Source organism: Alteromonas sp. 4NH20-0104, assembly GCF_057547795.1.
Genome location: NZ_BAAJLP010000015.1, coordinates 23,057 through 45,433, shown reverse-complemented (window position 1 = coordinate 45,433; position 22,377 = coordinate 23,057). Strand labels below are relative to the sequence as shown.

26 protein-coding genes are annotated in these 22,377 nt (G+C 49.8%); 20 read left to right on the top strand and 6 right to left on the bottom strand.

Annotation, left to right across the window (positions count from 1 at the left end):
* The first annotated feature begins 1 nt into the window (after position 1).
* The 8 genes from AC27IB_RS12215 (at position 2) to AC27IB_RS12180 (ending at position 6,187) form a co-directional block, all read left to right on the top strand.
* Complete coding sequence (locus AC27IB_RS12215) at positions 2–376, top strand: DUF3019 domain-containing protein (RefSeq protein ID WP_487121164.1); 375 nt, start codon at positions 2–4, stop codon at positions 374–376.
* Complete coding sequence (locus AC27IB_RS12210; RefSeq protein WP_487121162.1) at positions 376–1,080, top strand: response regulator; 705 nt, start codon at positions 376–378, stop codon at positions 1,078–1,080. Before AC27IB_RS12215 ends, AC27IB_RS12210 begins: the two co-directional genes overlap by 1 nt.
* Complete coding sequence (locus AC27IB_RS12205) at positions 1,077–2,300, top strand: ATP-binding protein (protein WP_487121160.1); 1,224 nt, start codon at positions 1,077–1,079, stop codon at positions 2,298–2,300. The genes AC27IB_RS12210 and AC27IB_RS12205 overlap by 4 nt, the downstream gene beginning before the upstream one ends.
* Positions 2,301–2,411: 111 nt before the next feature.
* Positions 2,412–3,077, top strand: coding sequence for a response regulator (locus tag AC27IB_RS12200; RefSeq protein ID WP_487121158.1), 666 nt, complete (start codon positions 2,412–2,414; stop codon positions 3,075–3,077).
* A gap of 3 nt (positions 3,078–3,080) precedes the next feature.
* On the top strand, positions 3,081–4,382 hold the full coding sequence (locus AC27IB_RS12195) for a sensor histidine kinase (RefSeq protein ID WP_487121156.1): 1,302 nt from the start codon (positions 3,081–3,083) through the stop codon (positions 4,380–4,382).
* Between the two features lie 2 nt (positions 4,383–4,384).
* On the top strand, positions 4,385–4,735 hold the full coding sequence (locus tag AC27IB_RS12190; RefSeq protein ID WP_487121263.1) for a cupredoxin domain-containing protein: 351 nt from the start codon (positions 4,385–4,387) through the stop codon (positions 4,733–4,735).
* Positions 4,725–5,492 carry an FTR1 family protein gene (locus tag AC27IB_RS12185; protein WP_487121154.1) on the top strand — a complete coding sequence of 256 codons (768 nt, stop codon included), beginning with the start codon at positions 4,725–4,727 and terminating at the stop codon, positions 5,490–5,492. The genes AC27IB_RS12190 and AC27IB_RS12185 overlap by 11 nt, the downstream gene beginning before the upstream one ends.
* Positions 5,489–6,187 (top strand): hypothetical protein, encoded by a 699-nt coding sequence (locus AC27IB_RS12180; protein WP_487121152.1) that lies wholly within the window; start codon positions 5,489–5,491, stop codon positions 6,185–6,187. Before AC27IB_RS12185 ends, AC27IB_RS12180 begins: the two co-directional genes overlap by 4 nt.
* Here AC27IB_RS12180 and AC27IB_RS12175 read toward each other — a convergent pair.
* A complete protein-coding gene (locus tag AC27IB_RS12175) occupies positions 6,184–6,846 on the bottom strand; it encodes a DapH/DapD/GlmU-related protein (RefSeq protein ID WP_487121150.1) in 663 nt (220 codons plus the stop codon). The two genes, AC27IB_RS12180 and AC27IB_RS12175, sit on opposite strands and share 4 nt — an antisense overlap.
* A 168-nt stretch (positions 6,847–7,014) precedes the next feature.
* Here AC27IB_RS12175 and AC27IB_RS12170 point away from each other — a divergent pair, with 168 nt between their 5' ends.
* The 7 genes from AC27IB_RS12170 (at position 7,015) to AC27IB_RS12140 (ending at position 12,961) form a co-directional block, all read left to right on the top strand.
* Positions 7,015–7,746 carry a substrate-binding periplasmic protein gene (locus AC27IB_RS12170; RefSeq protein ID WP_487121148.1) on the top strand — a complete coding sequence of 244 codons (732 nt, stop codon included), beginning with the start codon at positions 7,015–7,017 and terminating at the stop codon, positions 7,744–7,746.
* 152 nt (positions 7,747–7,898) lie between these two features.
* Positions 7,899–8,609 carry a thermostable hemolysin gene (locus AC27IB_RS12165; RefSeq protein ID WP_487121146.1) on the top strand — a complete coding sequence of 237 codons (711 nt, stop codon included), beginning with the start codon at positions 7,899–7,901 and terminating at the stop codon, positions 8,607–8,609.
* Positions 8,606–10,072, top strand: coding sequence for an AMP-binding protein (locus tag AC27IB_RS12160; protein WP_487121144.1), 1,467 nt, complete (start codon positions 8,606–8,608; stop codon positions 10,070–10,072). The genes AC27IB_RS12165 and AC27IB_RS12160 overlap by 4 nt, the downstream gene beginning before the upstream one ends.
* Positions 10,069–10,740 carry an iron-containing redox enzyme family protein gene (locus tag AC27IB_RS12155; protein ID WP_487121142.1) on the top strand — a complete coding sequence of 224 codons (672 nt, stop codon included), beginning with the start codon at positions 10,069–10,071 and terminating at the stop codon, positions 10,738–10,740. Before AC27IB_RS12160 ends, AC27IB_RS12155 begins: the two co-directional genes overlap by 4 nt.
* Positions 10,740–11,549, top strand: a complete 810-nt coding sequence (locus tag AC27IB_RS12150) for an SDR family oxidoreductase (protein WP_487121140.1) — start codon at positions 10,740–10,742, stop codon at positions 11,547–11,549. Before AC27IB_RS12155 ends, AC27IB_RS12150 begins: the two co-directional genes overlap by 1 nt.
* Complete coding sequence (locus AC27IB_RS12145) at positions 11,546–12,190, top strand: tetratricopeptide repeat protein (protein ID WP_296046387.1); 645 nt, start codon at positions 11,546–11,548, stop codon at positions 12,188–12,190. The genes AC27IB_RS12150 and AC27IB_RS12145 overlap by 4 nt, the downstream gene beginning before the upstream one ends.
* Positions 12,191–12,301: 111 nt before the next feature.
* Positions 12,302–12,961, top strand: coding sequence for a YoaK family protein (locus tag AC27IB_RS12140; protein WP_296046386.1), 660 nt, complete (start codon positions 12,302–12,304; stop codon positions 12,959–12,961).
* Here AC27IB_RS12140 and AC27IB_RS12135 read toward each other — a convergent pair.
* The gene (locus AC27IB_RS12135; RefSeq protein WP_296046384.1) at positions 12,952–13,353 is read right to left on the bottom strand and encodes a VanZ family protein; all 402 of its coding nucleotides are present in this window, start codon (positions 13,351–13,353) and stop codon (positions 12,952–12,954) included. The two genes, AC27IB_RS12140 and AC27IB_RS12135, sit on opposite strands and share 10 nt — an antisense overlap.
* 112 nt (positions 13,354–13,465) lie before the next feature.
* Positions 13,466–14,212 carry an SDR family oxidoreductase gene (locus AC27IB_RS12130; protein WP_487121137.1) on the bottom strand — a complete coding sequence of 249 codons (747 nt, stop codon included), beginning with the start codon at positions 14,210–14,212 and terminating at the stop codon, positions 13,466–13,468.
* 199 nt (positions 14,213–14,411) lie between these two features.
* On the opposite strand from AC27IB_RS12130, the gene AC27IB_RS12125 reads away from it, so the two are divergent.
* Positions 14,412–15,113: a hypothetical protein gene (locus AC27IB_RS12125; protein WP_487121135.1), complete on the top strand. Its 702-nt coding sequence runs from the start codon at positions 14,412–14,414 to the stop codon at positions 15,111–15,113.
* 65 nt (positions 15,114–15,178) lie between these two features.
* On the opposite strand, the gene AC27IB_RS12120 is transcribed toward AC27IB_RS12125, so the two are convergent.
* The 3 genes from AC27IB_RS12120 to AC27IB_RS12110 all read right to left on the bottom strand — a co-directional run bounded on the left by AC27IB_RS12120 (position 15,179) and on the right by AC27IB_RS12110 (position 17,920).
* Positions 15,179–16,390, bottom strand: coding sequence for a M56 family metallopeptidase (locus AC27IB_RS12120; RefSeq protein ID WP_487121133.1), 1,212 nt, complete (start codon positions 16,388–16,390; stop codon positions 15,179–15,181).
* Positions 16,383–16,775 carry a BlaI/MecI/CopY family transcriptional regulator gene (locus AC27IB_RS12115; protein WP_487121131.1) on the bottom strand — a complete coding sequence of 131 codons (393 nt, stop codon included), beginning with the start codon at positions 16,773–16,775 and terminating at the stop codon, positions 16,383–16,385. The genes AC27IB_RS12120 and AC27IB_RS12115 overlap by 8 nt, the downstream gene beginning before the upstream one ends.
* Before the next feature lie 209 nt (positions 16,776–16,984).
* Complete coding sequence (locus tag AC27IB_RS12110; protein WP_487121129.1) at positions 16,985–17,920, bottom strand: hypothetical protein; 936 nt, start codon at positions 17,918–17,920, stop codon at positions 16,985–16,987.
* A 268-nt stretch (positions 17,921–18,188) separates the two neighbouring features.
* Between AC27IB_RS12110 and AC27IB_RS12105 the strand changes: the two genes are divergently transcribed.
* From AC27IB_RS12105 to coxB, 4 genes are all read left to right on the top strand, one after another.
* Entirely contained in the window at positions 18,189–19,355 is a 1,167-nt protein-coding gene (locus AC27IB_RS12105; RefSeq protein ID WP_487121127.1) for an alpha/beta hydrolase, read from the top strand.
* A 109-nt stretch (positions 19,356–19,464) separates the two neighbouring features.
* Complete coding sequence (locus tag AC27IB_RS12100; protein ID WP_487121125.1) at positions 19,465–19,926, top strand: hypothetical protein; 462 nt, start codon at positions 19,465–19,467, stop codon at positions 19,924–19,926.
* A 270-nt stretch (positions 19,927–20,196) separates the two neighbouring features.
* On the top strand, positions 20,197–20,820 hold the full coding sequence (gene lexA / locus AC27IB_RS12095; protein ID WP_279319590.1) for a transcriptional repressor LexA: 624 nt from the start codon (positions 20,197–20,199) through the stop codon (positions 20,818–20,820).
* A 440-nt stretch (positions 20,821–21,260) separates the two neighbouring features.
* Positions 21,261–22,370 (top strand): cytochrome c oxidase subunit II, encoded by a 1,110-nt coding sequence (coxB, locus tag AC27IB_RS12090; protein WP_487121261.1) that lies wholly within the window; start codon positions 21,261–21,263, stop codon positions 22,368–22,370.
* The last annotated feature ends 7 nt before the right edge of the window (positions 22,371–22,377 follow it).

Sequence of the window (22,377 nt, the reverse complement as noted above, 5' to 3'; positions counted from 1 at the left end):
AGTGCGTTTATTCTGCTTACTCCTTCTTACTCTGAGCACAGTACTGGCACCGGTGGAAGCAGAAGAAAGTGAGTTTGCCGCCACGCCCAGCGAATGTATTGCGGCAGAAAAAGGCGATTTGTGTGTGATGGCAGTAGCGCTGACCTACCCGCCCCTTCGGGCCGGTGAATACTGTTTAACGTTAAATGACGAATCCCTGGGATGCTGGCCTCACAGTACCATGCCAGGCACCGTTAAGATTACCTTAAAAGAGGAGTCTGAACTTCGCCTGGTCAGCGAAAGCCCTGTCTATCACGCGTCGGTGATATTAACACTACGTTATCGCAGCGCTTCCATGCTTAGGCGTCGCGTTAGAAACCCCTGGAGTTTATTCTGATGAAGTCGCTGATCCTGGTTGAAGACGATGAAAGACTGGCAGAATTAGTCGGTCAGTACCTCACTGCCAATGGCTTTAGCGTAGTTCGGTTTGCCGATGGCGAAGGGTTGATAGAGCGAGTTAAAACCCTGGCACCGGATGCCATTATTCTGGACGTAATGTTACCCGGCGACGATGGGTTTACGCTGTGCAACCGTTTGCGTCAGTTTTACACCGGCCCTTTATTATTCATGACCGCTAAGAGTGAGAGTTTCGATCAGGTGCTGGGTCTGGAGATTGGCGCCGATGATTACGTGGTAAAGCCCGTTGAACCGCGCGTGTTACTGGCACGGGTGAATGCCCTGATGCGGCGTGCAGCATCTGCCGAACCTGCAGTGAATAGCGGAAGTTTGGTGACGTTTGGCAAATTGAGTATTGATAAGCTGTCACGTCGGGTGAGTCTGGGGGGCGAGGATATCGCCTTAACCAGTCACGAGTTCGACCTGCTGTGTTTACTGGCTGACAATGCCTCGCAACTCGTCGAGCGGACCACCCTCTACAAAGCACTTATTGGCCGGGAATATGACGGTCTTGACCGGAGCGCCGACGTGCGCGTTTCCCGGTTACGGAAAAAGCTCAAAGACAACCCTCAAAACCCTTACCGCATTAAAACAATCTGGGGTAAGGGGTTCTTTTTTGTGGCCGATGCGTGGAGTGATGAATGACCCGGCTGTTCGTGAGTTTTTATTTGTTTATGGCTATTTCGCTGGTGTTAATCAGCAGCACGCTGGAACTTGTTTGGCCGGGTGAAGACTACAGTGAGTCAGCCGACATGGTGCTGGCAGAAGCCCTCCTGCCACTGGCGCTGCGCGATAAAAGCCAGTTGCTGGCCGAGCTTGAACAAGCTGGCATTGACTATGAACTCAAAGAAAAAGCCGCTATTAACTGGTCTGAAGCAGAGAAAAACAATCTCGCCGCCGGATTACCGGTAACCCTTTACACAGAGACCGCCAGGTTTATCTACATGCCAGCAGGTGAAAACAGCGTTATTGTGCTCTCGCTGCCTTTTTCGGAAGTGTCGCGGCCGTATCTGCTGATCTATCTTTCCGCATTTCTGTTGTTACTGGGCGTAATGCTGGCGATTTGGTTGTGGCCGCTGTGGCGCGATCTGGCTTACCTGACCCGCAAGGTGGATCACCTGGGGCAGGAAAGTGACAATGTGTCGATTGCGCTGAGAAAGCGTTCGGTTATCCAGCCTATCTCCAACAAGTTGAATATGCTGAGTGAACGGGTGCATGGTTTGCTTCGCGATCAGCGGGAACTCACTGGTGCGGTGGCGCATGAATTCAGAACCCCTATTGCCAGGTTAAAATTCGCTCTGGAGATGAAGCCGGAACCGGATAGTCAGACATGGCGGGGAATTCAGGCCGATCTGGACGAGCTTGAGGGGCTGGTTCAGGAGATGCTGGACTATACGCAGTACGATGCCATGACGCCGGAACTGAACATCGCCGATATTCCGGTAAAAACGTTGTGCAGTGAAGTGGTCGCGAGGTTAGCTCCTACAACGGCCAAAACGCTACGGGTTAACGGTGATGACTTTACCGTGCGTGGCGACGGCCACTTTATAGAGCGGGCCGTTATCAATCTTCTCAACAATGCCCTGCGACACGCAAAGTCACAGGTTATTATTGACGTTTTCCAGGGCGATAATGCCATCAGTATTGCGGTACATGACGACGGTAATGGTGTGGAGCCGTCGCTGGCTTCGCGCATTTTTGAGCCTTTCTTCCGCCCTGATAACAGCCGCGTACGTTACGCGGGAGGAGCCGGATTAGGACTGGCTATTGTGAAGCGCATTCAGTGGTGGCATGAGGGCACAGCAACCGTGACAACCAGCAATCGGCTGGGGGGCGCCTGTTTTATCCTCTCTTATCCTTACTAAGCGCCGGTAGGTAACGGCACCAAACCATGATCTGCTTCACCTTTCCTTAAGGTTTGCTTAAGGTTTAGCTGCTATACTACTAAGACCTTAAATTATCCCGTTATCAATAACATGCGAATACTTCTTGTTGAAGATGATCAACCACTGTCGGCCGCACTGAGCAAATCACTGCGGGATGCCAGTTATGTGGTGGACTGCGTGTACCGTGGCAAAGAGGCGTTAGCCATGCTGGCGGCGGAGCAAACGGATATTGTGATCCTTGACCTTGGCTTACCGGATATGGATGGCCTTGAGGTGCTGCGAAAAATTCGGCATAAGGTCAAAGACATGCCGGTGATCATTCTTACCGCACGGGATAAGATTACCGATAAAATACTGGGCCTTGATGCCGGCGCCGATGACTACCTGCCCAAGCCTTTTGACATGGACGAGCTGTTCGCTCGCTTACGAGTGCTCGAGCGCCGCCTGGGCACGGCAAGTAGCGCAATGGTGAAAATAAGCGAGGTTGCCTTAAATACGCAGACTCTGGAGCTCACCGTGGCCGGCGAGCCGGTTTCCTTGCCCCGGCGTGAGCTTATGTTGTTAAAGGTGTTGATGGAAAATGGCGGCCGCATTCAGCCCAAGCAAAAACTGGAGTCTCGTTTGTACGAATGGGGTGACGAGGTCTCGAGCAATACCATTGAAGTACATATTCACCATCTGCGCAAAAAGTTGCCCGAGAACTTTATTAAAACCATTCGTGGTGTTGGCTACAGCATTCCCGTTCACGGAGCCTGACGATTGCATTCGATACGGCGCACCATCACCCTGGTCCTTATCAGCTCACTGATTCTGGTTATTTTCAGTGCCGCGATCCATGGTTATCGGGCGGCGCTGTCGATGTCATCGCGGTTTATGGATCAGGAATTAACTACCCTGCTTTATTCGGTATCACTGAGTAATGGACAGCAGGTGGAAGGCTTAGGCAGTAGTGAGCTGGTGTATCAGATTTGGCGCGACGATGAGCTGATCACCGACTCGCCGAATCAGCCGGATGAGCCACTCACTATTGGTGCCGACGGTTTTTCTGAGCAAAACTTTGATGGCCGGCGCTGGCGGGTTTACAAACAAACCCTGATAGATGGCACTACGGTAATAGTAGGTCAGCCGTTGCAAAGCCGGGTAGGGTTAACCGATGCATTAACCGTATCGGTGATTATGCCGTTTATTTATGCCGTGCCTATTCTGGCCCTCATCGTGTTTATGTCGGTGAGTCTGGGGTTAAAACCACTCAAGCTGTTGTCGCTGAAGTTGTCTCACCGAAAAGGGAAAGATCTGTCGCCGGTCACCTTGCCTCAGGTACCTATCGAAATGCAGCCGGTGATGGATACCCTGAACACCATATTCCTGCGTCTCAATGAAGCCTTTGAGCGTGAACAGCAGTTTGCCTCGAATGCGGCTCATGAGCTGCGTACGCCCTTAAGTGTCATGAAAATCAACCTGCATAACCTGGCGAAAACGCATCAGGATGATGCCGGGAAATTACAAGCCATCCAGCAGGATACGGATCGCATGATCCACGTGGTGAATCAAATTTTACTGCTCAGTCGCACCAGTCCGGAAATGTTTCATTTACAGTTAAGCAAGGTGGATGCTTTTCTGGTGGCGCAAAATGTGATTGCCGATATCTACAGTAAAATTGAAACTAAACAACAGGATATCAGTCTTGAAGGCGATAGCGCCTGTATTATGAGTACTGAATTTACGCTCTATACCCTGCTGCAGAATCTGATTGCTAACGCCAGTGCCTATTCTCCTGCGGGAGCGGCTATTCAGGTGACGGTCAGCCGTGAGGGGGATCTGATCTGCCTGATTGTGGAGGACTCCGGACCCGGTATTGCCATTGAAGAGCGGCCACAGGTGCTCAAACGTTTTTATCGTGATCAAAAGGATGAGAAATACAAATCAACGGGAAGTGGCCTGGGCCTGGCCATTGTCGGGCAGATTGTCACGTTACATCATGGCTCGATTATCCTTGGCGAGTCTTCGCTGGGGGGGCTGAAGGTGACGGTCAGTTTGCCTTTTGAGGTAACCGAGTCATGAGGTTGATTAAGCGAACGGTAACCTTGGCACTGTTAACTATGGTGCCGCTGCAAGTATTGGCTGCATTGCCGGAGGTTGTGATTGAAATTCGCGACCATCTGTTTATTCCCCAAACGGTGCAGATCCCGCCAAACAAAAAAGTCCGTCTGGTGTTTATCAATCACGATCCCTCGCCGGAGGAAATAGACAGCTTCGATCTCAACCGTGAAAAGGTGATCTTCGGCAATAGCAAGGGCTCCATATTTGTCGGGCCGTTACCAAACGGGCGCTATAAGTTCTTTGGTGAGCTGCATCCGAACTCAGCCGTGGGTTATGTCATTGTTACCGATAAGGAGGCGACGGGTGCTGATTAATACCGTGATCCTGTTTATCCGGGACACGCTGCCGGTGTTTTTGTTGTTTAGCTTTTTGCTGGCTCAGCAGGGCAGCAACGTCCGCTATTTACTGGGTGGCACGCTGGTCGGCTTTTTGTTGGCAGTGGGATTGTATATCAATTTGTCGGTCGTGTCGGAATGGTTTGAGGGCGGTGGTCTGGAGCTCATCAAAACCCTGGTGCTGGTAGTCATGTTAGCCGGTCTGGGGGAATTTATCCGCCGCCAGTATCAGGGCGAGTCTGACGCCACTCCGGGCTTGAGTGCTTTGCTGATGGTCGGAATCACCTTCATCAACGTGATCCATTTTATGATTTATCTGCTGGCCTACTGGTCGGCATCGGAAGCCGGAACCTCGCTGATTCTGGGCAATGTGATTGGGCTGGGAATTAGTCTGAGTGTGGGCGTTCTGCTTTATGTGGCGGTGGCCGCCATGCGAATTTGGATAATCAAGCTGGCGGTTCTGACGGTTTTCTTTGCCGGCCAGATTGCGGGTATTGCGATGTTGCTTGAACAAATTAACCTGCTGCCAAACCAAAGCCGCTTATGGGATACCTCAGCCTGGGTGGCCGACGACAGCGAGTACGGTCATTTTTTAAATGTATTAATCGGGTACGAAGCAACGCCTACCGGTGCTTACATGCTTATTTACGTGGCATCGGTGTTGTTCCCTGTTGCGTATTGTTACCTGCGTTCGTTACTGGTTGGCAAGCGCCAGCTAACCGGGGAGTTGAGATGAGATTATATCTGGCTATTGCCCTTTTACTGGTTCTGCCAGGCAAAGTATGGGCCGACAATTTTACCGTAGACAGGGTATACCACCCTTATGTTTTACCTTTCGAGCGGGAAGTGGAATGGCGCCTGACCTCAAGGCAGAGTGAGGAGGACGGCAATATCCTGATGCAGCGGATTTCCTTTGGCCATGCTTTATCGGAGTACACCATATTAGAAGCCTATATTGTTGGCGCCCGTGACGACACCGGTAATTTCGGGGTAGCCGGCTATGAGCTGGAATTGCGTTCGATGCTTACCGAACAGGGGCAATACTGGGCCGACTGGGGGCTGTTGTTTGAGCTGGAAAAGCAAAATGCCAGCAACGACTGGGAGTTTAAAGGCGGCGTACTAACAGAAAAGGAGCTGGGGCGATTCAGCTTAACTACCAACGTATTATTGGTGTATGAATGGGGCGATACCATCGAGTCTGAATTTGAAAGCGAATTTAAACTGAAATTTCGCTACCGCTGGATCCCCGAAATTCAACCTGCCGTTGAATTCTATGCGGCCGAGGATTTTATTGGCGTAGGCCCGGCGTTTATGGGGATCAAGCGCTTCGATAAACAAAAGCAGCTCAAATGGGAGCTGGCCTTTATAGCCGGACTCAATGGGGATAGTAAAGACCATACCCTGCGTATGGCCATGGAATATGAGTTCTAATCGGCCTCTACATCTTTAATGTATTTTGCCGGGACGCCGCCAGCGATAGTATTGGATTGCACATCTTTGGTGACCACCGCGCCCGCCGCGATAATCGCGCCATCACCAATGGTTACGCCTGCCAGAATGGTGGCATTGGCGCCAATCCAGACATTTTCACCGACCGTGATTTTACCCGGAAGCAGGTTGCCACGGGCTTGCGGATCCTGTTCGTGATTCAGTGATGCAAACACCACGTTATGGCCCACCAGTGTGCCGGAACCAATGTCAATGCCGCCCTGATCCTGAAACTTACAGCCTGAGTTAATAAAAATATTCTCGGCAAAGTGCAGATTCTTGCCACAGTCGGTAAAGACCGGTGGAAACACGGTAACGGTGGGGCTGACTTTCTGGCCGGTGAGCTCGCACAACAAGGCGGTCATTTCCTCTGGTGTGTTGTATTGATTATTGATTCTGGCGGTTACCTTAAATGCATCCTGACTTAGTTTATGCATGTACATGTGTGCTTCGGAGCCAGCCAAAATTTTCTTACCGCTGTTCAGGGTGGCTAAAAACGTCGCTAAATTCATGATTTTCCAATTATCAAAGTCTGTCATTCTGGCGCTATAAATACCTAAATACGCGTTAATATGCAATGCATCGCAAGGATAGGCCAACACACAACACTCCGGGGTTAGCGTAGGGCGAGCCCTTGGGTTATACTCCGGCGTTGTATTTTGCAGCGCATCGCTGCGTTGGCAGGCCGGAAAGAAAAGTTGGGCACAGTGCGGTTAATTTCATATTGCATACTCTTACTCCTCTGCAGTGTATTTTCTGTTAGTCGCGCCATGGCTGCGCCCTCAGCGCAAGACATCACCTTTGCCATCAATTCTCCGGGTTCGCCGCCTTATCTCTATTTTGATTCTCAAAGCCAGTCCTATCAGGGCGTGGTAGTGGACTTCTTTAATAGCATTGCTGATGAAGCCAACCTGCAGGTGACTTACCTTGACTCCAGCCGCGCCCGCAATGAGCTGCTATTGCGCCACGGTAAAGCTGATATGTTTCTTTCTGGTGAAGAGTGGTTAGATGACCCCCGTGGATTTATATTCAGTGATCCCCTGATACAGCATGACAGCTACCTTTATGCTACCACCGCATTTGAGGGGCCATTTGAGCCTATGGAGCGCGCAGGCGAATCGGTGTGTACCCGTTTCGGGTTTAAATACCCGGTGCTACAAACTGCTTTTGACCACCAGGACCAGCCGCTGATTCGGGTAAACTCGGCCAGTCAGACACTGATGGCACTGATGCTGACCAAAGGCCGGTGTGATTATGCGATTATGAGCGAACAAAACGCATTGTCGGTGCTCAATAAACAACAGTTCTGCAACAACGAGTTTTATCAATCACCAAACATTATCAGCAGCGTAGACCTGTTGTTGGTTCTCCGTCCCGGCAGGCAAGCCATGCTGCCAGCCATCAATCAATACATGGCCACGTTTATAAATAGCGGCCAACTTTCCCGTTCCATAAAGCGCCACTCTGGCGAGCATAAATTTCCCAAACAGGTTTGTGACTGACAGTTTTTTAGAGAAATCAGCCTGTTAAGTAGGTCCTGCATGACGTAAACGTTTCCGGGATGCCCAAAAATCTTTAGATTTTTGGGCCCTTAAGTTTGCCTTAATGTTGACACTTCATACTTACGCTCAACAGTCACCAATGAGACGAAGTTATGTTGAGTACCATCCAACCTGTTTCAGAACAATTATCCGGCTTGCGCGTTCCGCGTAAAAGCTTGACTGTAGTGCCTGCTGGCAGCCATTCGGCAATCCATTTAGCGAATCAGCAGAGCGCAAAGAGAAAAACCATTGAAAACCATATCGCTAAAGGCTTTAACCAGGCCTATCAGGCAGACATTACCGAATTTATGCCCCTGTTGGTGGCTCTCGGACGCGACAAAATAGAAGCGGCTCTTGGGCTGCGAACCGGCAATCAAAAGCTGTTTGTTGAGACCTATTTCGAGCATTCGCTGGAGCAGGCTTTGGCTGAAACGGGTATCCATTGCCCTCGTCATCGCCTGGCCGAAATCGGCAATCTTTATAGCCGCTCTTCCCGCTATACCATGCCGCTATTGTTACTAACCGCCATGGGGCTGTTTCAGCAGCATATCTCAGTGCTGGTGTTTACCGCGACTACCAGGCTTCAACGAATGATGGAGCATGGCGGTCTGACCCTGCATTACCTTACTGAGGCCGATGAAAGCCGGTTAGGTGAGCCAAAGCAAAATTGGGGGACTTATTATCAAACTGCTCCCAAAGTGGTGACTGCCAAAGTGGCCGATATTATTCAGTTAACCCTGGATAACCCCAAACTTCGCGCCGGCTACGAACAATTTGCGCCGCTGGCCCCTGCATTTTCTGCTGAGTTGGGAGCACAATTATGATCCTGCATAACTGGCAGCAGTGGCCGAATCATACTGCTCTGGAATCGCAATGTGGCAGCCTTACCTACGCGCAGTTGAATGACCGGGTTTGCGAAGTGGCAGACTGGCTGACTCAGCTAGCCGCCGAGCGAATAGCCCTGCTGGCGGATAACAGTGCTGAGTGGATCATTTGCGACCTGGCCTGTCAGCGTGCTGATAAATTATTGGTACCGGTGCCGCCTTATTTCTCGGCATCTCAGCGGCAACATCTGCTCGCCGAAGCCGGTATCGAATTCATTATCACCGACCAGCCGGCCCTGTTTGACGATGGGCAGGTCACCACTTCGCCCTTTACTGTGCTGAGGGCTATGGTGCGCGAAAACTCATCTACGCCGCAAATTCCGGCGGGTACCGGTAAAGTTACGTTTACCTCTGGATCTACGGGTAACCCCAAGGGCGTTTGCCTGAGCAATGCTTCGCAAGCCAAGGTGGCGGCGAGTATCGACAGCGCGCTGAATAGGTTACATGTGCGTCATCAGTGTTTACTGCCGCTGGCTACCTTGCTGGAAAATATTGCCGGTGTATATGCGCCGTTAACCTGTGGCGGTACGGTAGTGGTTTGTGGTAGTGACGAGCTGGGCTTTTCCGGCGCGCGTTTAAGCGACCCGGCGGCCATGTTAAGCGCTATCAGTAAAGCACAGCCTGAATCGTTGATTCTGGTCCCCGAGTTGTTAGCTATGCTGGTTTCTGCCTGCAATAACGGCTGGCAGCCGCCCGAGTCCTTAGCGTTTATAGCGGTGGGCGGCGCACATGTGCCCGCTGCCGTGATGGTCAGTGCTCGTCGAGCCGGTCTGCCGGTTTATCAGGGCTACGGCCTGTCTGAATGTGTTTCGGTGAATACCCTTAATCTGCCCGGTGCAGACCATCCTGATAGCGTAGGGCGTTCGCTGGGTCACAACCAGTTAACGATAATCAATGGTGAGCTGGTGGCCAGTGGCACGATTTTCCTTGGTTACCTGAATCAGCCGCAATCGTTTTACCCCACGGCCGTTAACACCGGTGATTTAGTTAGCGAGCAAGACGGCTATTACTACGTGGCCGGCCGTAAGAAAAACCTCATCATCACCTCATTAGGGCGCAATATTTCGCCCGAGTGGGTCGAAAGCCTGTTACTGGCCGGTGGCTTATTCAGTCAGGTGCTGGTGGTGGGTGAAGCGCGCCCGCATTGCGCCGCACTGTTGGTGCCGCGTCACAATGCGGTATCGGCTGAGATGATAGATCACTACATGAGGGCGGTGAATCAAAAACTGCCCGACTATGCCCGCTTACAGGTGTGGCACACCCTGCCTGACATTGCTGCCGATGCCGGCTTATTTACCGCCAATGGCAAATTAAAACGGCACCAAGCCGTTACGCATTTTCAGCCCCTTATTGAAACGATGTACGCGCCAGAAGTTGTATCAGGCGAGGAGTTATTAGCATGAACTTATATACCCGATTAGAACAAGAAACCCAGGCAGAAAGAGCTTACTTAACCAGTTCGCCAATTATTCAGCAGGTGTTTAAAGGCGATATTTCCCTTAATGACTACACCGCGTTTCTGCGTGAAGCCTATCACCACGTAAAGCATACGGTGCCGCTGCTAATGGCCACCGGTGCCGCCTTGCCAGAAAGCAAAGAATGGCTGCGTGAAGCGGTCGGTGAGTACATCGAGGAAGAAATGGGTCATCAGGAATGGATCCTCAATGACCTGGCTACCTGTGGTGAAGATAAAGAAGCTGTGCGCCACAGTCAGCCTTCAGCCGCGACTGAATTAATGGTGGCTTACGCTTATGATGCGGTGCGCCGCAAGAACCCGCTGTGTTTCTTTGGTATGGTGTTTGTGCTGGAAGGCACCAGTATCGCGCTGGCCGATAATGCTGCTGCGATGATCAGGAAGACCCTGGATTTACCCGGCGGCGCTTTCAGCTACCTGCGCTCCCATGGCTCGCTGGATCAGGAGCACATTGTGTTCTTCCGAGATCTGATGAGCAAAATCGACGATAAAGCCGAGCAGGATGTGATTATTCATTCAGCAAAGATGTTCTTCCAGCTGTATGCCAATATTTTCCGCACGCTGGCAAGTAAGGCCACCCTGGGGGAGGCAGCCTGATGGCTATTGAATGGCAACATCAGGTTTGTCTGATTACGGGCGCTTCCGGCGGCATTGGTGAGGCCATCGCCCGAAAACTGGCGGGCCTTGGTGCCTCGCTTATTCTAACCGGTCGCAACGCCGATAAACTCAGTGCACTGCTTGAATCTTTGCCCGGGCGACACACCTTAGCCTGTGCCGATATTACGACTCAGGAAGGTCTGGATAAAGTGGTGACGCTGTGTCACGAGCATCAGCCCACGATGCTGATCAACAGCGCCGGTGTGAATGAAATTGGCGATTTCAGTGCCATTCCAATGGCCCGCATTGAAGCGCTGTTGGCCACCAACTTAACGGCCCCCATTGCACTCACGCAACGTTTACTGCCTCTTTTACAGCGCGCTGGCAAAGGCTACGTGGTAAACGTGGGTTCTACCTTCGGCAGTATTGGGTTTCCGTGCCATGCCGCCTACTGCGCCTCTAAATTCGGCTTACGTGGATTTACCGAGTCGCTTATTCGTGAATATGCGCACAGCCCGGTGAGCTTCTATTACCTGGCGCCCCGCGCTACTCAAACGTCGATTAACTCCGATGCCGTGGTGTCGATGAACCGGGCCCTGGGCAACCAGATGGATCCACCTGAACGGGTAGCTGATGCATTGGTTGCGCAGTTGGAAGGCAATAAGTCACGCTGGTTTATTGGTTTTCCGGAAAAAGTGTTCGCCCGCATCAACGGTGTGTTACCGGGCATCGTAGACCGCGCTTTAATTAAAAAATTACCTGTTATTCAACGCTTTTTGACATCCGTCACCAAGGAGAAACTGTTATGAAAACGGTTCGCTATTTGTTAACAATACTGGTTGCTGTGTGCCTGCCACTCAGCGCTGCCGAGAGTACACCGGGACTGGCTGATATTCAGTCTGCCTGGGCTAAAATTAATTATGCTGATATCGACAGCGATAAGAAGGCCGATGAATTCAAGTCGCTGATCAAACAGGCTGAAGCGCTGGTGGCACAGCAGCCGAAACAGCCCGAATACTTAATCTGGCTGGGGATTGTTCAGTCCAGCACCGCCGGTGCTGAAGGCGGTATTGGCGCGCTGAAATATGCCAAGTCTGCTAAGAAAAGCTTTGAGGATGCGTTGTCTATCGACTCCCACGCCCTGCAAGGCTCAGCAATGACCAGCCTGGGTGTGTTGTACCATAAAGTGCCAGGCTGGCCGATTGGCTTTGGTAGCGATAAAAAAGCCGAGCAGCTGTTAAAGAGTGCGCTACAGGTGAATCCTGAGGGCATTGACAGCAACTACTTTTATGCCGAATACCTCTATGACGATGGTGAATACCAACAGGCGCTGGCTTATCTCGACAAAGCTTTACAAGCTGCTCCACGTCCGGCAAGACCGCTGGCCGATGAAGGTCGCCATAAAGAGATAGCAGCCCTGCGCGCTAAAGTAGAGAAAAAGATTAACTAACCGTATGGCTGGTTTATTCATGCCGTGCTAGTGGTATGGTAACACTTCGTGAAGGCCGGATTGTCTTGCTGACAGTCCGGCTTTTTGTCTTTTTAAGGGAGGAACTGCTTCGTGCCTGCCAGGTTGCCCCACTGGGTCGAAGTCGGTGCTTTACTACTCGCCCTGGTGGCGGGTTATGTAAATGCCATTGGGTTGCTGAGTTTTGAACATCAGTCGGTTTCACATTTATCCGGCACGGCTACGCTGCTAGGCGCAGGCCTGCTTGATCGGGGCTGGTTGAGCGCCGCGCATTTACTGGGCGTATTAATCTCGTTCTTATTTGGTGCCGCACTAGCCGGGTTACTGCTGAACGCCTCTACCTTAAAACTGGGACGGCACTATGACACGGCATTGGTTATTGAAGCGGCTTTATTGATAGCCGCACAGCTATTACTCAACGAAGGACTGTTTTACGCGCATTTCCTTGCCTCTGCCGCCTGCGGTTTACAAAATGCCCTGGCCACCCGCTACAGCGGAGCGGTAGTACGAACCACTCATCTTACCGGTATCTTTACCGATTTGGGCATCATGCTGGGGGCAAAATTACGCGGAGAGCCCATCGATGCCCGCAAGCTACAGTTGTTTTTGGTGATCATCTTAGGCTTTATTGCCGGTGGTACGGGAGGGGCGCTGGGATTCAGCCGCTATCAGCAACTGGCTTTGGTCTTGCCCGCGGCGGCGTGTTTAATCCTGGCGCTGGCTTATCACCGTTTGGTGCAGCGTCAACGCTGAAGACCGGTTTGTGCAATGGCCGATTGCTCGAGCTTTCGTAATACCAGGGCGGCCAACAGAATGCCTACCGCATCTGCGCTTAAGTCGGTAAAGTCGAAGGTACGGGAGGGAATAAACGCCTGGCTGATTTCTTCGCCAATCACAAACAGCGTAACCGCGATGGCGCCAAAATACAGCTTGGTATTATACGCCTTCCAGCCGGCAAACCTGGACGCCAGCACGGCTAAAAAGGTCAGTGTGCCGAACAGGCCCGCATGGCCCACTTTATCGCCATAAGGAATAGCGGCGACAAAGTCGAAAAAGACACTGCTTTGCCCGGCATTGGCCATATAAATTACCCACGCAATGAACGCTAAAAAAGCGATCGCCAGGACCCGCGTAATGTTAGTCATTGGTGGTATACCAAACACTGATAGTCATAAGAAGTCCCGGCGTGTAGGCGAGGGTTTTAGTCATCATTCTGACCTCCTTGTGCTGCCCTTAAAAATAGCCAATACAGTTTGACTATAATCCACCGGATGCGTCAATAAAGCTACCGGTTACAAAGGACGATTTGTCCGTTGCCAGCCAGACAATGGCTTCAGCAACCTCTTGTACGGTGCCCGGCCGCTGCAGAGGGATCTTCGCTTGCAAGCGTTTGACTCTGTCCGGCTCGCCTCCTGAGGCATGCATCTCAGTATCTATCAGGGCGGGTCGCACCGCATTTACCCGAATTCCTTCGCTGGCCAGTTCCAGTGCGGCGCCCCGGGTAAAGGTATCCATGGCGCCCTTTGATGCAGCGTAATCTGTGTATTCATTAGGCGCTCCGGATTTGGCCGCCGTGGAGGAAACATTCACAATGGTGCCCCCCATGCCGCCCTCTTTTGTCGACATTCTTGTTGCGGCTGCCTTGGTACACAAGAAGCAGGACAACACATTCACATTGAGGATATGACGAAACCGCTCAGCCGAAATGTCTCGCAGGCCGGTTTGTTGCGCCAGGATGCCTGCATTATTAACCAGCACGCCAAGAGGACCAAAGGCGTCAGCTTGTGCAAACAATGCCTCAACCTGGTCTTCCTCCGACACATCGGCTTTAATAGCGATACATGGCACACCCATCGCGCAGATGTCTTGCTTTAATGCCTCAGCCGGCCCGGCAGAATGCTGATAATTAAGGACTATTGCATAACCTTGCGTGGCCATAAGCCTGGCAGTAGCAGTGCCAATTCCTCTGCTGCTGCCGGTGATAATTGCGACCTGATTTGACATAGGATGTGCCCTTTTGTTTTCACGATGGTTAAGGCTTTTGCCGGTAAAGTGACCAGCGTTTACCCCTTTCTTTTGAGTCATTACAACATAATTCAATTTCCCTTTATTGTCGACATCACTTGTGATTATAAGCGTTAAGAATGTGTATTTTTCGCTTTAAACGTTAATATTGTCGACAATAATGATGGTGAGGAATGAAATGTTTGACTTATATAATCTATTTGGAACCCTTAATACGCTGTTCATTATGGTGAGCGTGCTGGGTGTATATTCGCAACTTAAAACAATCTGGCGCCGTAAGGAAGCGGTTGGTGACATTGCCCGCCCGACTTCGCTGTTATCACTCAATCAGTTTACGGTGAGTTTTTTGGCTTACCTGTCGTTCTTTATTTATGGCTATTCCATTGAGCCATTCAATCACTACATTGTATGGCCCCGGCTTATTGCAGCCTTGCTGGTGGGCGGTATTTTGTTTGAAATCTGGCTGGACCGCAAATCCCGGGCTGCCCTGACAAGTGTTGTGCTGACAGGGGGTAGCTTATTACTGGCGATTACCGGGTTGTTTATGGGCGAGACCATCGCCGATCAGGGGAAGCACATTTCTACCCTGCTTATTCTTATGGTATCGGTGTTTATTGGCCAGGGGTATTATCATCAAATCCGCCTGATTGTGAACTCAGGACAAACCGGCGCTGTGGATCTTAAAATGAGTCAGTTTATTTTGCTTATGGATATTTCCACTATTGCCTTTGCCCTAAGCATGGGAATAAGGGAGGGCTGGCCACTGCTTACTCTGGCGATAACCAGTGCGGTAACGAAAGTGATAATTATGTATTTATTCCGGTGGGTGAAGGTTAGCAGTGTGGCGGCCCGGCGTCGGCAACACTTTACGCCAGCCTGAGTGGATGAAGGTACCCCGCCAGCGCGGTATGTATTGACGCTAACGGGAGTCTTAGGTACCAGGATTTATTTGGCTTTGGATACTTTGATTCTTTCAATATCCTGCCGGTTTGCTGCACTTTCATCGTCGTCGGTAGCCAGTTTGAAGTCCAGTTGCACTAAAATGCCGGTTTGTCTTTGTGCCTTACCGCTTTGAACCCGAGGTTTATACTGCCATTGTTCCATTGCTTTCACTGCACTGGTATCAAATACGCCAGCGGGTGACGACTTAACCACTTTAATATTGTCGGTAGCGCCGGTCTCAGTGATATCAAACTGGAGGGTGACAAAACCTTCCTGATTTGCCTGCGCTGCACTAACCGGATAAACCGGTGAGACGCGTTTAACCGGGGTAGCCAGATTGACCTTGTCGGCCTGTATATCACTGGTTGGCAGGTTTGCCAATGCCGTATGGGTGGTCAGAATGGCGGCGATAGCCAGGGCCGCAACCCCTGCAAATTTACTGGCCGAATTTGGCTTATTGATCAGATTGAGTCGTTTTAACATGGTGCTTTTTTCTCCGAAGGTAGGATAGGTTGTAAGGTACGAGGAGTTTTGTTCAGCGCAGGCCACCAGGGCTTTGGCATAGAGTAATTTTTCCTGTGGGCTTTTCTGGCTCAGTACCTGGTTATCGCACGCCAGCTCCTGATTGATCCTGAATGAGCGCAGCGCCAGCCAGACCAGCGGGTTAAACCAAAATACCGTTACGATTGTCAGGGCTAAGGCATTCCACAAGTGATCGCCGTGCCGAAGGTGTGTGTTTTCGTGTTCGAGTACCAACTGCTGCTGCACGGGGCAAAACAGTTGGGTAAAGCTTGCCGGGAGTAATATTCTGGGAGCAAGCACACCAAACAGCATGGGCGTGGTTGCTCGCCGGGCAAACCAGGTATTTTTGCTGTCGGTCAGGGGTTTCTCAACAGAACGAGCGAGCTGTGAATACTGGGATAACAAGTAGACTGTGATGGTCGATACGCCAAGCGCCCATAGCCCCAGCCATATGACGTTTTGCGGGACAGTCACCGATAATGAGCCGCTCACCACGTAGCGGGTAAAGCTATTGGCAGGTAATGAAATGGCAGGGATGGGCAGATTAGTGATTAACAGCACAGCCGGTACCATCCACCATAGCTTGTACATCAGCCGGATGCCAATTTTTGCAGTAAAAAAGTGCTCCATGACCATCAGAGTGAGCAGCACTAAACATAACGGGCCTTGTTGCTGAAGGAGCCATTCAGTCATTTTTTTGCTCCCATTGTTTAATCAGTGCTTTCAGCTCATCCACATCCTGTTGAGACAGGGAGTTCTGGTTAGCGAAGCCGGCCACAAGAGGCGCTACCTTGCCTTTAAATAATCGGCTCACAAAGCTGGTGGCTTCTTTTTTGGTGTAGTCTTCCCTGGCAATCAGTGGGCGATAAAGGTACTGACGCTGGGCTTTGTCGAAATCCAGCACGCACTTTTTCACCAGGCGACTGAGCAAGGTTTTTACGGTTTTATCGTGCCAGGGCTTTTTGCGGTTTAAGCGCTCAACAATATCGCTGGATGTAGCGGGATAGTCATCCCACAGCACATCGAGCACTTCAAATTCGGCGTTAGAGATATCCGCTTTGGGATTGTCTTTACTCATCGATCACCTCCTTTCAAATCCAATTTTATGATTACATTTGTAGTCGATCTGTTTTTAAGATTACATGTGTAATCGGTTCTGGCAAGCGATTTTTTGAAAAAGATAAAATAGCGGTAACGCAGAGTTGGCAGAAAAGTAGTTTGCAGGCTATTCCTGATAGCGTTTTACGATACAGGAATAGCCGGTTTTCTTCTGAGTGGGGTGTGCGGTTAGTGGCTTAGTTGCGAAAGGCAGTCAATTACTTTGTCTTCAGTGGCTTTGAAGCGCTCTTCATAAGGAGGCAGTGCGTCATCACCCTTTGCCTCCTCATTCATGATTTTATGACGAATATACTCATAGCGTTGCTGCAACACGGCTTCCTGAGTGGTGTAATTAACCCCGTCGATTTCAAAGCCCCGGGTATAAACCTGTTTAGCGCAGACCTGCTGATCTTTTTGTGACATCAGTAATGTCGATGAAACGCTTTTCGTCCAGCCGTCTATGGCCTGGTAGATATAGTCCTTCATCGAAGTTTTGAATGCTTCGTCATTGTCTGCAAAGGGTTCAAGCCAGGCAAATTCACTTGCCTGATCGCGCTCGAAAACACGGGCTTTAGCCAGCACCTTTTGCGATACCAAATCTATCAGCTCAAATTTAATCAGTACAAAGGCACCCACGCTATCACTTGCCACGTGTTTTCTTAAACCGAAACCATTTACGCTCACCGGAGTTTGGTCGAACTGGATACTGTCTCTTGACGCCACCACCACATATCGCAATCCCATTTGGGATACCTGACTGGCAAATAATGAGATGAACTTTTTGTTATCTAACGAGGCAATGAGCTCCTCGTTTTTATAAGCCGCTCTGAACGTTTCGAAATCTGCATCAACCGGCAGCACTTTCACTCGCGGGTTCACCCTGCTGAGCGCTTCGGTCATGGTTGTTGTAATATAGTTATCAATGCCGAGACCAGGAAATGGATACAAGTTATTTTCGTTGTTAAAGATGGTTACCCCTACATAGCTGTAGGCAATCTGATCATCGATAAGCGATACAACACCCACTTTATCGATAGCCGCTAACTGCTCTTCTGTAATCCTATCCCCAAAGGTTTCGCAGCCAGTTAAAACGACAATCAATACTGCACTCACTAACCATTTCATGTTTCATCAATCTCCCAAAAAAAACGGCTTTAGCCACACACCCGAATCGTTCAATCGGGCTATTCCAATACGGGCACTTCCATTTAAAACGGCTGTAACTGTGAGAATCAGCGCGCCGGATAAAGTATTTGTAGCGAGTATATTACGAATAGAGAATAGGCTCTAACTATTTGTTAAGAGGCGCTTTTACACAATCAATGCAACTCAAAAAACTGCATACGTAAAACGGTAAAGTTGCTAGAGTGGAAGAAAAATGACAAGGATAGATATGAAATATTTAAGATACCTGATGACGGTTGCAGTTTGTCTCACTGCATCGTTCGCCAGCCAGGCACAGGAGTACGATGTAGTCACCCTCGATTCGGAGGTACTGAACGAGCAACGGCAATATCAGGTATTGCTGCCAGAGAATTATTCAGCAACGTCACAACACTATCCGGTGATTTATCGGCTCGATGGTGCGGGAAACATCCCGCTGATGAAAGAGGTTCTGGGCCGGTTGCGTGAAGGCAACGCAGCACCTGATGTCATCATCGTAGCTATTGAAAACAGCGACAGGCTTCGTGATATGTATCCCACCGTTAATCAGGACCGAAATGGCCCGGTTGGAGTGGGCGGCGGCGCTGAGAAATTTCTGGCGTTCATCGAACAGGAACTTATTCCCGATGTGGAAAAACGCTACCGTGCGCACTCAACCCGAATTATAGCCGGCGCCTCAGCAGGCGGGGTTTTCAGTTTGTATGCCATGCAGCAAAGCCCGGGTCTTTTTGATGCGCACATCGCTTACAGCCCGGCGGTTTGGTGGAATGCGGGAGCCATGGTGGAGCGAACTAAACAATGGCTTTCAACGCAACCGGCAACTCCCACCTATGTGTATATGAATATGGGTAACGAAGGACTGCCCATGCGCCCTTACTATGATGAACTGCTCACTGCCTTTGCGACGCACAATAACCGCCATATAAAGTTAGTGGTGGAGCAACACCCGGGAGTTTCACATGGTTTAACCTCCGCGGCGGGTATTTTTAATGCCTATCAGTCATTTTTTCTGAGCAAAGAGTTTGCGCGTGAAAATGTCACCTCCGATATGCAGGTAATCGATAGTTATTATCGGCAGTTAGGAGAGCAGTGGGGCATAGGGCATACCCCACCGGAAGCCACTGTTCGCCAGTTGGGCTACTATTTTGACTGGCAGCAACAGCCCGATCTGGCGATGACATTGTTTAAGCATAATATGTCTCACCACCCGCAAAACCCCGATGCTATTTCTGGTGTCGTTTATGGTTATGAAGGGCAAGGTAATCTCGACCAGGCACTTAATTTTGCTAAAAAAGCACTGGCGGTCGCTGCTAAGGAGCATCCTTACTACGATTATTTTGTAGAAAACGTTGCCCGCTTAGAGAACAAAATTAAAGAAACGGAGAAAGGGGAATAATCCACTTTCTAAAGAAAATCTTATGAATGCAGCAACTGAATAAGTAGTGAATAAGTAGGACAGTCACTTTTTTGCTTTTTGGAATACTCATCATTAGGAATAAGGAGAAATGAATAATTTCTTAGCTATCTTGCTATTCGTGCTTTCCTTAAATGCGATTGCCAACATTCGCATAGAAAAAATACCTTTTGATCAACAACTCGATAAAGCAGAGACTATCGGACTAGTTAAACTAATCGAATCAAAAATTACATATCCAGACGGGAAAAATAGACGAATTGAGTTGTTGGTCGAAGTTGTAGATGGAATATATAAGCTTCAAAATGGCGCTCAACTTAAGCTTTTGGGGAGTGGATTTACAGGAAATGATATTGGATTTAATTGTATTGGTAGCGAAGCAATTGTAGTAATGAAAAAGATTATGCCACCCTATGAGCCCGAAGGCTTCTATGCGACGATAGGTTTTGATGAATCTGTCTATCATAAAGAAAATGGAATGATTATCGGGGTTCAGAAAGAACCCATCCCCTATGAAGATGCTGTAAAAATAATAAAACGCGCTAAGGATTAAGTTGCACTAACTCAGAACTGTGGTGACAGGCTCCTATCTCTACTGAGTGCAGCCTTCGGCTACCGGTTGAGTTGTGACAGGCAGTCACTGAATAAGTAGGACAGTCACTTTTTTGAAAACGTTGTTTGAACTTACTGCCTCGCACTTGCGGGGCTTTATTTTGGGTAAAATCGTGCTATCTGCACAGTTCTTGCGTCTGACACAAAAATCGTTGTGTTTTGAGTATTAGTCGCTATACTGCTAACAACTGTATGGAATAACAGGCTGTTTATGCGTCCACTAACCCCACGACAACAAGAAGTACTCGATCTGATCAAATCCACGATGTTGGATACTGGTATGCCGCCCACGCGTGCAGAGATTGCCCGTCAGTTAGGCTTTCGCTCTGCTAATGCCGCAGAAGAGCATTTAAAAGCGTTGGCGAAAAAGGGCGTGATTGAAATTCTGCCGGGCACCTCGCGGGGTATCAAATTGAATATTCCGTTGGACGACGAAGCCGAAGAGGAAGGTTTGCCGCTAATTGGACGGGTAGCGGCTGGCGAGCCGATTCTGGCTCAGGAACATGTGGAAATGCACTATAAAGTGGATCCGGCGTTATTCCATCCCAAAGCCGATTTCCTGCTGCGTGTAAACGGTATGAGTATGAAAGACATAGGCATACTGGACGGCGACTTATTAGCAGTGCACCGCACCAGCGATGTTCACAATGGGCAGGTAGTGGTGGCCCGCGTAGATGAAGACGTTACCGTAAAGCGTTTGGAAAAGCGTGGCCGTGAAGTACTGCTGCATGCAGAAAATGAAGAATTCTCACCCATTAAGGTCGACCTGGCTAATCAGCCGTTTAATATCGAAGGTATTGCTGTAGGCGTTATCCGTAATGCCGACTGGATGTAAGCACGTCCGGCATTATTTTTTAAATCTATGAATTTGAAAACCGGCATTCGCCGGTTTTCTCGCTTTGAAGGTTTTATTTCCTTTAAGCAACGCTTTCCCGTTGCTTTTGACCTGCTCAGGTCTGGTTATTAAGTTAGTAAAAGCTTACTAACAAACTGCATCAAATCCCCTCCCTACGAACAAAAAATAACCATTTATCCGAATTTTAGGCAAAAAGAACTGGACGCCATTGTCACAATGAGTAATTCTTATACAGTGCTTAACAATAAAATAACAAAGTAAGTACAAAATATTAAAAAGGCAGTTCAAATAACAACCAAAACAGACCAGTTTGGCTTTTTCGCATTGGGGCGTTTCGCGAGTAGCTACCGGTCTAACGGAGGTGTCGAGTGAAACAACTCGGGATATGTGTACTGAAAGCCTGGACAACACTCGTTCTATTGGTGGCTGGCGCAACAGCGTCTGCAGCAGGGAGTAGCGAAGTGTCGGCACTGAATCTGCGTCGTGGCGCGACAGAGATCAGTGGGCAGGTTTACGATCTGCACATGCTGATGTTCTCCATTTGTGTGGGAATAGCAGTAGTAGTGTTTGGGATCATGTTTGTTTCTATGTATTTGCATCGCAAATCACGGGGGGCAAAACCCGCTAATTTTCATGAGAGCGTGAAAGTCGAAATAGCCTGGACCGTAATACCCTTCTTAATTCTTATCTTTATGGCGGTACCCGCCGCCAAAACTCTGCTTGCAATGGAAGACACTACAGAACCGGATATGACCGTTCTGGTAACGGGGTCGCAGTGGAAATGGCATTACAAGTATATGGATCGCGACGTTGAGTTTTATTCACTGCTGGCTACCCAGCGGGAGCAAATCAATAATCGGTATACCAAAGGCGAGAACTATCTGTTGGAAGTCGACCGTCCGCTAGTGATCCCCACCGGCCAGAAAGTGCGCTTTCTGATCACTTCAGACGATGTGATCCATTCCTGGTGGGTGCCGGACTTTGCGGTGAAAAAAGATGCTAATCCGGGCTTTATCAATGAGGCGTGGGCCCGTGTGGATGAGCCGGGTATCTATCGTGGTCAGTGCGCCGAGTTGTGCGGAAAAGATCATGGCTTTATGCCGGTGGTGGTGATTGCTAAAGAGCCAGCCGCCTATGAGGCCTGGGTGAATGAGCAGGAATCTATCCGTCAGCAAGCCCGAGAAGAAGAGCAACGGTTACTGGCTATGAACATGTCTATGGATGAACTGATGACCGAAGGTGAGCGGGTTTATAACGCTACCTGTGCGGCCTGTCATATGCCTAATGGCGAAGGGTTGCCAGGTGTCTTCCCGGCACTTAAGGGCAGTCCAATGGCGTTAAATGACATGCAGGGCCATATCAATATTGTGCTGAATGGTAAAACCGGCACCGCTATGCAGGCGTTCGGCAAAATGCTGAGCCTTAAAGAGCTGGCAGCGGTGATTACCTACGAGCGGAACGCCTGGGGCAATAACACCGGTGACTTGGTGCAGGCCAAAGACGTTAACGCTGTCGTCAACGGGGAATAGGAGCAGA